The 10,588-nt window shown below is 38.9% G+C and carries 11 protein-coding genes and 1 other RNA gene; 5 read left to right on the forward strand and 7 right to left on the reverse strand.

Going from position 1 to position 10,588, the window contains the following annotated elements:
• The first annotated feature begins 43 nt into the window (after window positions 1-43).
• Window positions 44-922, forward strand: coding sequence for a 16S rRNA (cytidine(1402)-2'-O)-methyltransferase (gene rsmI, locus EHE21_RS02945; RefSeq protein WP_194951798.1), 879 nt, complete (start codon window positions 44-46; stop codon window positions 920-922).
• Window positions 923-982: 60 nt separating this feature from the next.
• An RNA gene (rnpB, locus tag EHE21_RS02950) (RNase P RNA component class A) lies at window positions 983-1,358 on the forward strand.
• 66 nt (window positions 1,359-1,424) lie between these two features.
• On the opposite strand, the gene EHE21_RS02955 is transcribed toward rnpB, so the two are convergent.
• A complete protein-coding gene (locus EHE21_RS02955; RefSeq protein WP_194951799.1) occupies window positions 1,425-2,129 on the reverse strand; it encodes a pirin family protein in 705 nt (234 codons plus the stop codon).
• Between the two features lie 113 nt (window positions 2,130-2,242).
• On the opposite strand from EHE21_RS02955, the gene EHE21_RS02960 reads away from it, so the two are divergent.
• Window positions 2,243-3,145 carry a LysR family transcriptional regulator gene (locus EHE21_RS02960; RefSeq protein WP_036933024.1) on the forward strand — a complete coding sequence of 301 codons (903 nt, stop codon included), beginning with the start codon at window positions 2,243-2,245 and terminating at the stop codon, window positions 3,143-3,145.
• Between the two features lie 88 nt (window positions 3,146-3,233).
• On the opposite strand, the gene EHE21_RS02965 is transcribed toward EHE21_RS02960, so the two are convergent.
• The 5 genes from EHE21_RS02965 to EHE21_RS02985 all read right to left on the reverse strand — a co-directional run bounded on the left by EHE21_RS02965 (window position 3,234) and on the right by EHE21_RS02985 (window position 5,741).
• On the reverse strand, window positions 3,234-3,626 hold the full coding sequence (locus EHE21_RS02965; RefSeq protein WP_088493781.1) for a DoxX family protein: 393 nt from the start codon (window positions 3,624-3,626) through the stop codon (window positions 3,234-3,236).
• Window positions 3,627-3,810: 184 nt separating this feature from the next.
• Window positions 3,811-4,116, reverse strand: a complete 306-nt coding sequence (locus tag EHE21_RS02970) for a YqjK-like family protein (protein ID WP_228766727.1) — start codon at window positions 4,114-4,116, stop codon at window positions 3,811-3,813.
• On the reverse strand, window positions 4,097-4,507 hold the full coding sequence (locus tag EHE21_RS02975; protein ID WP_194951800.1) for a phage holin family protein: 411 nt from the start codon (window positions 4,505-4,507) through the stop codon (window positions 4,097-4,099). The genes EHE21_RS02970 and EHE21_RS02975 overlap by 20 nt, the downstream gene beginning before the upstream one ends.
• 6 nt (window positions 4,508-4,513) lie before the next feature.
• The gene (locus EHE21_RS02980; RefSeq protein ID WP_098941181.1) at window positions 4,514-4,819 is read right to left on the reverse strand and encodes a DUF883 family protein; all 306 of its coding nucleotides are present in this window, start codon (window positions 4,817-4,819) and stop codon (window positions 4,514-4,516) included.
• Window positions 4,820-5,081: 262 nt separating this feature from the next.
• A complete protein-coding gene (locus EHE21_RS02985; RefSeq protein ID WP_088493778.1) occupies window positions 5,082-5,741 on the reverse strand; it encodes a DedA family protein in 660 nt (219 codons plus the stop codon).
• 737 nt (window positions 5,742-6,478) lie between these two features.
• Between EHE21_RS02985 and sstT the strand changes: the two genes are divergently transcribed.
• Window positions 6,479-7,732 (forward strand): serine/threonine transporter SstT, encoded by a 1,254-nt coding sequence (gene sstT / locus EHE21_RS02990; RefSeq protein ID WP_194951801.1) that lies wholly within the window; start codon window positions 6,479-6,481, stop codon window positions 7,730-7,732.
• A gap of 114 nt (window positions 7,733-7,846) precedes the next feature.
• Here the strand turns inward: sstT and EHE21_RS02995 are convergent, their stop codons facing one another.
• On the reverse strand, window positions 7,847-9,865 hold the full coding sequence (locus EHE21_RS02995; protein ID WP_194951802.1) for an FAD-dependent oxidoreductase: 2,019 nt from the start codon (window positions 9,863-9,865) through the stop codon (window positions 7,847-7,849).
• Between the two features lie 269 nt (window positions 9,866-10,134).
• On the opposite strand from EHE21_RS02995, the gene EHE21_RS03000 reads away from it, so the two are divergent.
• The gene (locus EHE21_RS03000) at window positions 10,135-10,551 is read left to right on the forward strand and encodes a DoxX family protein (RefSeq protein ID WP_075671373.1); all 417 of its coding nucleotides are present in this window, start codon (window positions 10,135-10,137) and stop codon (window positions 10,549-10,551) included.
• Window positions 10,552-10,588: the final 37 nt, after the last annotated feature.

The raw sequence follows: 10,588 nt of genomic DNA on the forward strand, positions 1-10,588 counted from the left end.
TTATAATTATGCTCAATTTTAAATCGGTCATTCGGAATAAACAATGAATCAACCTAATCGAGCAGCGGTAACGACATCCACACTGTACATAGTACCCACACCTATTGGTAATCTGGGCGATATCACCCAGCGGGCACTTGATGTGCTGTCTCATGTCGATTTAATTGCTGCAGAAGATACCCGTCATACAGGGCTTCTATTACAGCACTTTGCCATTAACGCACGTTTGTATGCGTTACATGATCATAATGAACAGCAAAAAGCAGATCAATTAATTAGCAAATTACAACAGGGGCTAAGTATCGCATTAGTCTCTGATGCAGGTACACCATTAATTAACGATCCTGGCTATCATTTAGTCAATCAATGTCGTAAGAATGGCATAAATGTCGTGCCATTACCCGGCGCTTGTGCAGCTATTACGGCACTGTCTGCTGCTGGGCTTCCTTCAGATCGTTTCTGCTATGAAGGCTTTTTACCTGCAAAAACCAAAAGTCGTCAGGACTGTTTACGTGCATTATCAGAAGAGCCTCGTACATTGATTTTTTATGAATCAACACATCGGCTGTTAGATAGTTTAGCTGATATGGTGACAGTTTGGGGTGAAGATCGCTATGTAGTATTAGCGAGAGAGCTCACAAAAACGTGGGAAACTATTCAAGGTATGCCTGTTGGTGAATTACTTAAATGGGTTCTTGAAGATGAAAACCGCCGTAAAGGTGAAATGGTATTAATTGTTGAGGGTTATGACAAACCTGTTGATGACGATTTTTCTCCAGAAGTATTACGGACATTGGCGATTTTACAAAAAGAGTTACCACTGAAAAAAGCAGCCGCAGTCACAGCTGAGATTTATGGCGTGAAGAAAAACGCACTCTATAAACATGTCATTGAGCAAAATGGTGAAGCTCAAGACGAGTAAAGTGATTTTTTAGCTTCTTTTGCTATACATTTTCTACCAAAATCCCTATAATCCGCACCCTGAGTTGACTAGACAACCGCTGCTTTATCGTTGTCCCTTCGGGGGAGACGGATAGAGGGGAGGAAAGTCCGGGCTCCACAGGGCAGGGTGCCAGATAACGTCTGGGAGGCGCGAGCCTACGACAAGTGCAGCAGAGAGTAAACCGCCGATGGCCTGTTTACAGGATCAGGTAAGGGTGAAAGGGTGCGGTAAGAGCGCACCGCGCAACTGGTAACAGTTTGTGGCATGGTAAACTCCACCCGGAGCAAGACCAAATAGGGGTTCTTATGGTGCGGCCCGCATTGAACCCGGGTAGGTTGCTGGAGCCAGCGCGCAAGTTCTGGCCTAGATGAATGGTTGTCCACGACAGAACCCGGCTTAACGGTCAACTCACCTCATAAAAACCCTCGATTCACATTGTGTTTCGAGGGTTTTCTGTTTTTAAGCCCATCTAAATTGATTATCACGAGATAATATCAATAAATAAGCCACGAAACTCAGCCGAGCTTTTCAATGTAATACTATGGCTATCTTGAATAAAAGCCCCGTCACCACACTGAATTTGCCCATTTTCTTGTGTTGATGTTTGCAAATAGGTGCCACCTTTTATGGATTGCAAAAAGCCTTTCTGTCCTTTTATTGGCAGTGTAATTTCATCACCTGCTTGCAAATGAATATGATAAAGCCAGATGGTTTGCCTTAACATTAACGAGCCATCATCACCGGTAGGTGAGGCTAATAATTGATATTTTAAATTTTCATCTAATACCAATTTTTGTGAGGCTACACTTTCTTGTTGTGGACACGCATTTAACCATAATTGAATACGGGTTAATGGCGTATCAGGACTACTGTTTTTCTCTATATACGTATCAGTATTATGCGGTGAAATAAGTAAGCACTCATTTTCTTTTGCTGTTACTGTACGTCCCATATTATCAAGGTATGTTGCTTCCCCTTGTAGAATAAGATTAACCACATCCACATGAGGATAGGTCTTTGCTTTAAATTCAGAATTTGGGGCAAGCACTTCTTGGTTGAGTACTCTCAGCGTGCCATAGTCTAAAAAATGAGGGTCAAAGTAGTGGCCAAAGGAAAATGTGTAGCGAGCTTGTAGCCAGCCATAATCCGCTTTACCACATTGTTGTGCTGTTCTGTATTTTATCATAGCGGTATTTTTCGAGTAGATTATCAATATATTTATCATAGAGGTATGGACTGTCTATTGTTAGCAAGTTAATCTGGTGCCCATAATCAAATTATTTGATAGAGATAAGTATAATGAGTAAAGACAAAGCAATTACGTTGGAATCTTTACGAGTCATGGATGCCATTGATCGTAGAGGGAGTTTTGCAGCTGCGGCTGATGAACTAAATCGAGTTCCATCGGCACTCAGTTATACCATGCAAAAATTAGAAGAAGATTTAGATGTTGTCCTTTTTGATCGTTCTGGCCATAGAACTAAATTTACCAATGTTGGCAGAATGCTTCTTGATAGAGGGCGCATATTACTTGAGGCTGCTGACAAATTAACGTCAGACGCAGAAGCCTTAGCAAGAGGCTGGGAGCCACATATCACTATTGTTTGTGAAGCGCTCACTCCTGCATCTCGACTCTTTCCGTTGGTCGATAAATTAGCTGAAAAATCCAATACGCAACTCTCTTTAGTAACCGAAGTCTTAGCGGGCGCTTGGGAAAGCTTAGAAAGCGGTAAATGTGATATTGTAATTTCACCGGATATGCATTTTCGTACCTCGTCTGAAATTAATTTCCGCCCTTTATACAATACCACCAGTGTTTACGTTGCCAGCCCAGATCACCCAATTCATAACGAACCAGAGCCATTAGCAGAAGAAACTCGCTTAAAATATCGGGGTATCGCGATTGCAGATACAGCAAGAGAACGCCCTGTATTGACAGTATTGCTGTTAGATAAACAGCGCCGTTTGACGGTTAGTTCTATTGAAGACAAACGCCGAGCATTAATTGCAGGTTTAGGTGTGGCGACAATGCCGATTGATTTAATTGAAGATGATATCAAAGAAGGGCGCTTACGTGTTGTTGGCCCTGAATATCACCATGAAAATAATATTATTATGGCATGGCGCAGAGATAGCATGGGTGAAGCTAAATCGTGGTGCCTACGCGAGATCCCAAAACTCTTTGCTAGCGATAAAAAATAATTAAAACAAATATAAATAATGAATAAGTTTTATTTTAAGCAAACAAAAAAGATCCCCAAGGGGATCTTTTTTATTTCTAAATTCGTTATTACCAGTTTTTATTGAAAATACGATCTAAGCTCCATTTACCCGGGCCTGTCACAACCAGTAATAAATATCCGCCTGCAATTGTCATGTTTTTCATAAACATTAATTGGTTCATGCCTTCAGCAAAATTACTGTGGAACAGTAATGCGGTTAAGAGAGTAAAGACCGCGGTAAAGATTGCAGTGGTGCGAGTTAAGAAACCAAATAAGATGGCTAATCCACCGCCTAATTCTAATAAAATAGTTAGTGGTAATAAGAAACCGGGAACGCCCATTGCTTGCATATATTGCTGTGTACCTTCGTAACCACCAATTTTTCCGTAGCCTGCGCTGATAAATAAAATCGGCATTAAAATACGGGCAACTAATAACGCAATGTCTTCAAATTTTTTCATGATGTTTATTCCTAATCAAACTCTATTATCTGCAATGTATATCTGTTTATATTTGTATTTTCGTTGGTTAATTTTCTATTTTTAGAATTAATAACCACGACTACGGTGTGAGATATACAATAATGGCAAATTGAAAAAGAGGATATTAAGAAGAATTAACATTCTTAGACAAAAAAATTGATGTTCAATCTGAGGTTTTTTTGAAGGACTTCTGTATTGCTCGAATGAGGCCAATTGCACCGATGGCACGTTGTCCCAACCGTATGATTTTTTTAGGGTGTTTAATACTGTAAAGAGAAATAAAACTCGCACCGACTAAAAATGCAGGTTTTAAAGAGATTAAAATTCGCCACGCTTTATCATAAGGCTCTGTCACATCAAGCCAAGTTTGTGTGCTTTGCCCTAAATCAGAGCGCTGTTGCTGAATTTTATTCAACAACAGCTTTTTACGTCTTGCGAGGATCGCTTGCTTATTTTGTCTGTTCATCATGATATTGCTCCAAAAGACGTTTATCTAATTCCAATTGCTGGCGAGTATCGCCCAACAAGGTGGAATTTCGTGCTTTTCTTAATGTCATGATGGCACCAATCAGTGCACAGAAAAGTAAAGTAGCGGTTGTGATGGCTAAAGTATAGACTCGATATTCAGGTGGAATAACCCAAAAAATCAGTATAAGCAGGCTCATTAGGCCAAAGGCGGTGAGTAACAGTGTGACACCAGCCATTAAAATAAGCTGGATCAGGGTCGTTTTTTCTTCTTCCAGTTCAATGGCGATTAGCCGTAGGCGAGTTTCAACCATGCCTATCATAATAGCGCCAATTTTACTGAGAGAATTCAGAACCCCAGATGCGGGGCCCTGTGGTCTTTGAGTATCACTCATTATAAATTAGCGTTTTGCTAGTAGAACACCAAGAACAACACCAACTGCTGCACCAATACCGACACCTGTCCATGGGTTTTCACGAACATAGTTATCCGCTTTTCCGGCAATTTCTTTGGTGTTATCGACAATTTCTCGACCAGCATCGCTAAGTTTTGCACGAGAGCCTTTGATTGCCGATTCTGCTTTTGCACGCAAGCTTTGGATTTCTTCTTTGGATTTATCTGCAGAGGAGTTCAGCACTTCTTCTAGAGTATCAGCAAGAGATTTCAATTCACTACGCAGATCTTCATTTGAACGTTGATGAGACATAATTAACTCCTTTAATAGAGATAGATGTGATACTTATAACAATAGACTAATTTTACCGCTTAATGAAATTAAATAACGACTTATTGGTAAAAAAAAGAGATAAATCTTAATAGATATCCGCAGTTAAAAGAGTGAGAGGGTGTTAAGGCGAGTGTATAGCGAAATAAAATAAAGGCCCGTTCAATTAAATGAAACAGGCCTTTGTCATTTTTTCTTACTGCTTTTTATGGTAGTCGGAATATCTTTATATTATTTGAAGAACTTACACTTTCGCTTTTTTCTTTTTAATAACAACCCAGATGCTACCAATTAATCCCATCACTAATAGGCAAACAGGTAATAGCATAAGGATATTCATTAAATGGTGTTCGTACTGACGAAATAGTGGGCTGTTACCTAATATATAACCCAATGTGGTCAGTATACCGACCCATAAAAGTCCACTTAACCAATTGAAAATTTGAAAGCGAGTATTATTTAACCCAGCAAGGCCGGCAATTGTTGGTAACAATGTTCTAACGAACGCTAAAAAGCGACCAATAAGTAATGCAGCTAAGCCATGACGATGAAAAAGCCCATGTGCACGTTGGTGATAATGTTCTGGTAGATGCGATAGCCAACTGCGTACTAATTTCGTATTACCAAGCCATCGCCCTTGAAGATAGCCCAACCAACAACCTAGGCTCGCTCCTGCGGTCAAAATAAGTAAGGTCAATGGAAAATCCATTGTATCTTTAGCAATTAACACGCCCACTAAAATTAATAAGCTGTCTCCTGGTAAGAAAGCTGCGGGCAATACTCCGTTTTCTAGGAATAGTATGGTGAATAATAAAATGTAGATAATCCATATTAATGAAGGATTAGCTAAGGTTTCGTAATCTTGATGCCATAGCGCCAAGAATAGCTCTCTTACGATTTCCATATAAAAGGCTTCCTAAAACTGAGTCATTTGGGGGTAAATATAAAATCAATAGGTGTTGTAATCTATTTACCCGTTTTCTACTTCATAGGGTCTATTTTTCATTGTTTAAAACAGCAACACTCTAACAAAATCAGGAAAAACTAGACAGAAAATTTTTCAACTCGATGACTACACAAGTTACACATAGGTATTGAGTCTTCAAAAATAGACATCTAATCTCTTTTTGAGTTCAGAGTAGGGAATTTTTTAAAAGAAAACCTTAAGACGATGGATAATAAAAAGCAGTGTTTCGTATTTTATTTAGATCATAAAAGATAAATTTTTAATATTCATTGAGAGAAAATAAAACGTTATCTTGTTTATATTGTTCATCTTTTTTCTGTTTATTATTTATGCAAAATAGGGGTGATCAGAACGGATAATTGTTAGTGATAATGTTAATAAAAAAGGCTATCAGTTGATTAAAAAAAACCAAAAGAAGAGAAATAAAATAAAAAGTAAGTAAGATAACTAAGTATAACTTACTGATAATAATAATTTCTTTCATTTCGTGTCGGTATACTAAAAAGAACAAAATCCTATTATGATCACAGTTATGTTATTTTATTGTTAACAAAAACGGTTAATGCTGTATATTTTGCATAATCAGCTTTTCAGCGCGATTCAATTCCTTATACTGGCATTGCAAACACTCAATAATGCCTTTTTTAAATATTATTTTAAGTAATGGAATAGCTATGGATAAACAACAATCCAGAGTCTTCAGCTTGTTCTTTAAGGGAAGCCTCGTCAAACAAATACTCGTTGGTTTAGTCGCAGGGATCTTACTTGCTTGGTTAGCGCCAGAAGCTGCCAAGATGATGAGCTTACTAGGTACCCTGTTTATTAGTGCACTGAAAGCTGTAGCACCTATCTTAGTATGGGTACTGGTTATGGCTTCGATTGCTAATCACCGTCAAGGGCAAAAATCGAATATTCGCCCAGTATTAATTTTATATCTGTTAGCAACGTTCTTTGCTGCGTTAACCGCAGTTGTTGCAAGCTTTATGTTCCCATCCGTTTTAACGCTGGTTGTTAATGAATCACAACTGTCACCACCTGAAAATATTGCTGAAGTGCTTAAAGGCGTATTAATTAATGTGGTCGCAAACCCTGTTGATGCACTTATCAATGGTAACTATATGGGTATTCTAGCGTGGTCTATCGGGCTGGGCTTAGCATTACGCCACGCAAAAGATACTACTAAAGCCTTAACGCAAGATTTAGCTGATGCAGTAACAAACGTAGTACGTGTTGTTATTCGTTTAGCACCTATCGGTATTTTTGGTCTAGTGTCATCAACTATCGCAACAACAGGCTTTGAAGTTCTCGCAGGTTACTTACAAGTTCTTGTGGTACTACTTGGCTGTATGCTGTTTGTTGCTTTAGTCGTGAACCCATTGATTGTATTTTGGAAAATTCGCAGTAATCCATATCCATTAGTGTGGGCATGTCTGCGTGAAAGTGGTGTAACAGCCTTCTTTACACGTAGCTCAGCAGCAAACATTCCTGTGAATATGGCAATGTGTCGTCGTATGAATTTAAACGAAGATACTTATTCTGTTTCAATTCCATTAGGTGCAACCATCAATATGGGTGGTGCGGCGATTACTATCACTATTTTGACATTAGCCGCAGTAAATACACTGGGTATGCCTGTTGATGTACCAACTGCATTGTTATTAAGCCTTGTTGCTGCAATTTGTGCATGTGGTGCATCGGGTGTTGCTGGGGGTTCTTTACTGTTAATTCCACTGGCTTGTAGCATGTTCGGTATTAGCAATGATATCGCTATGCAAGTGGTTGCAGTAGGTGTGATGATTGGTGTATTACAAGATTCAGCAGAAACGGCACTTAACTCATCAACAGACGTTCTCTTTACTGCAACAGTCTGTATTGCTGAAGATAATCGTATTTCAGATAATCCATTAACTGAAAAAAATAATGGGTAAAAAGGGTAAGTAGTAAGACAGGAAGATGCTGTAAAAATAATAATCAATAATAAAAAATAGAACCCCACATTTATGTGGGGTTTCTTTTTGCTATTTTATCGTCATGTTCACGATTTAAATGGCGAGTGCTAGCTCAGTTCCTTGTCTAATAGCGCGTTTTGCATCTAATGCACTGGCATCTTTCGCTCCGCCAATAAGATGAACTGTTTTGTTTTCTTTTTCTAAAGGTGAAAATAAAGGGTGATAAGCGCGTTGTCCTGTACACAATATAATATTATCAGCCATAAGAAGTTGTTGTTTGCCATCTTGTTCAACCACAAGACCTTCTGGCGTAATTTTTTGATAATGACAGTGTGTTAAGAATTTAACGCCTTTTTTCTCTAATGTTAGCCTGTGTATCCAACCTGTTGTTTTGCCTAAACTTAAACCTATCTTTCCGGCTTTACGCTGTGTCATCACAATGTGTTTAGTATCGTCTTTAAAGTGATCTGCGGGCTTGATGCCACCACGAGATGAAAGCGTCGGATCAATGCCCCATTCTTTGTTAAAAGCACAAGGACTTAAGCTACTGCATTGCCCTTTTTGCGTAAGATAAAGACCAGTATCAAAGCCAATACCTCCGCTACCAACAATCACCACATTTTTACCCACAGGTTGATGGTGTTTTAAAACATCAAGGTAAGTTTTAACTATCTCATTATCTTGCCCTTCAATGTCTGGGCTGTGAGGAGTAACACCACTGGCTAAAATAACCTCGTCAAAGTTTTTAAGATGATGAGGAGTGGCTTCAGTATTATTTTTAACAATGACACCCGTGAGTTGTAGTTGCCGTTTAAAGTAACGTAGGGTTTCTTGAAACTCTTCTTTTCCCGGGATTTGGCTAGCAATGTTCAGTTGCCCACCAATAATATCTTCTTTCTCAAACAGTGTGACATGATGACCACGTTTCGCCGCGGTTACTGCAAAAGATAATCCCGCAGGACCAGCACCAACAACCGCTAACTTTTTAGGCTGTTTGGTTGGAATAACCAGAAGTTCGGTTTCTCGGCAAGCAAAAGGATTAACTAAACAAGAGGCTGTTTGACCTGAAAAAATTTCATCAAGACACGCCTGATTACAAGCAATGCAAGTATTGATTTCATCTTCACGTCCTTGTTGTGCTTTAAGCACGAACTCAGGATCAGCAAGAAAAGGGCGAGCCATTGAAACCATATCAGCACAGCCTTCCGCTAAAATAGCTTCTGCGGTTTGTGGTGTATTAATACGGTTTGATGTAATAAGAGGGATATTCACTTTTCCCATTAATTCGCGTGTTACATTCGCAAATTGACCTCTTGGTACCATTGTGGCAATAGTTGGAATTCGCGCTTCGTGCCAACCGATCCCTGTATTGATCATTGTAGCACCTGCCTTCTCTACGGCTTTGGTAAGATAAAGTACCTCTGATGCATCTGAGCCATCTTTAATTAAATCCAACATAGAAAGACGGTAAATAATAATAAACTGCTCACCGACTGCTTTTTTTATACCTTCAAGAATACGTAAAGCGAAACGACAACGATTTTCAATATTTCCACCCCATTGATCGTCTCGCTGATTAGTATGTCTGACTAAAAACTGATTAATTAAATAGCCTTCAGAGCCCATTATCTCAACGCCATCATAGCCCGCTTTTTGGGCTAATTGAGCACAGTGAATGTAGTCATCGATAGTTTGTTCGATTTGTTCATGACTCATTTCTGTTGGCATAAAAGGGGTTATTGGAGATTGAATAGCAGAAGGGGCAACTAAGTTCGGCTGGTAACTATAACGACCAGTATGCAAGATTTGTAAAGCAATTTTACCTCCTTGCTGATGAACTGCATTAGTAACAAGCTGATGAGTCGCCAGTTGGCTTTCGGACATCAATGTCGCAGCATGTGGCAATAACACACCTTGTTTATTGGGAGAGATCCCTCCAGTCACTATTAGTGCAACACCTGCTGCTGCACGTTGGGCATAAAACTGTGCAAGTTTTGGAGCATCATTTATATTTTCTTCGAGTCCAGTATGCATAGAGCCCATAAGAATACGGTTTTTAAGTACAGTGAACCCCAAATCAAGCGGCGAAAATAGATGAGAATAATGTGCCATCAGATACCCTTTTTAGACTGGTCAGATGAGATATCTATAGCATAACGAGAAGTGAGTGATTAAGAGTTTATTATGTTAAAAAGTTGTGATCTTAATCATGGAAAAGGTGAATAGTACGTTATAAAGCAATAATAATCTAAGTGATTAGTTAATGAGAACAAATAGTGATAATAAAAATCACACTCATTCATAATATTTCATCATATAATATAGTGTACCTATTAATACGTATTAAAAACACACATCACTATTTTGAATTTGGAGACGTTATGATTAATAAATTTAATCAACTTGTTGACTGTTCTGACTTGGGTAAACTTGTATTACGTGTTTCTCTTGGCGTTTTAATGTTATTACATGGGCTTCATAAAATGGAACCGGGCGGATTAGCTGGTATTCAGGGCATGTTGGCTAATTTTAATCTACCTGCCTTTATTGCCTATGGTACGGTGATTGGGGAAGTGGTTGCACCTATCTTACTGATTATAGGTCTATTTACTCGTGCATCAGCACTTGTTTTAGCAGGTACAATGTTTGTTGCTGTCTTAATGGTTCACTCTGGTGATTTATTTGCGTTAAACCCTAAAACAGGGGGATGGGCACCAGAAAGCGCTGGTTTTTACCTATTTGCTGCGATTGCGGTGATGTTTTTAGGTAGTGGCCGTTTTGCAGTGAAAAAAGATTAATAAATTTAATAATCAATAAATTTGAATGTTATTGCTG

It is taken from the genome of Proteus sp. GOKU, assembly GCF_015475555.1.
Taxonomy (GTDB): domain Bacteria; phylum Pseudomonadota; class Gammaproteobacteria; order Enterobacterales; family Enterobacteriaceae; genus Proteus; species Proteus mirabilis_B.

What these genes read in the sequence shown, in the direction of transcription:
- EHE21_RS02995 (WP_194951802.1), bottom strand. Translation starts at nt 9,865, where the DNA reads ATGGCACATTATTCTCATCTATTTTCGCCGCTTGATTTGGGGTTCACT.
- EHE21_RS02980 (WP_098941181.1), bottom strand. Translation starts at nt 4,819, where the DNA reads ATGTCTCATCAACGTTCAAATGAAGATCTGCGTAGTGAATTGAAATCT.
- rsmI (WP_194951798.1), top strand. Translation starts at nt 44, where the DNA reads ATGAATCAACCTAATCGAGCAGCGGTAACGACATCCACACTGTACATA.
- EHE21_RS02970 (WP_228766727.1), bottom strand. Translation starts at nt 4,116, where the DNA reads ATGATGAACAGACAAAATAAGCAAGCGATCCTCGCAAGACGTAAAAAG.
- EHE21_RS03000 (WP_075671373.1), top strand. Translation starts at nt 10,135, where the DNA reads ATGATTAATAAATTTAATCAACTTGTTGACTGTTCTGACTTGGGTAAA.
- EHE21_RS02955 (WP_194951799.1), bottom strand. Translation starts at nt 2,129, where the DNA reads ATGATAAAATACAGAACAGCACAACAATGTGGTAAAGCGGATTATGGC.
- sstT (WP_194951801.1), top strand. Translation starts at nt 6,479, where the DNA reads ATGGATAAACAACAATCCAGAGTCTTCAGCTTGTTCTTTAAGGGAAGC.
- EHE21_RS02985 (WP_088493778.1), bottom strand. Translation starts at nt 5,741, where the DNA reads ATGGAAATCGTAAGAGAGCTATTCTTGGCGCTATGGCATCAAGATTAC.
- EHE21_RS02960 (WP_036933024.1), top strand. Translation starts at nt 2,243, where the DNA reads ATGAGTAAAGACAAAGCAATTACGTTGGAATCTTTACGAGTCATGGAT.
- EHE21_RS02965 (WP_088493781.1), bottom strand. Translation starts at nt 3,626, where the DNA reads ATGAAAAAATTTGAAGACATTGCGTTATTAGTTGCCCGTATTTTAATG.
- EHE21_RS02975 (WP_194951800.1), bottom strand. Translation starts at nt 4,507, where the DNA reads ATGAGTGATACTCAAAGACCACAGGGCCCCGCATCTGGGGTTCTGAAT.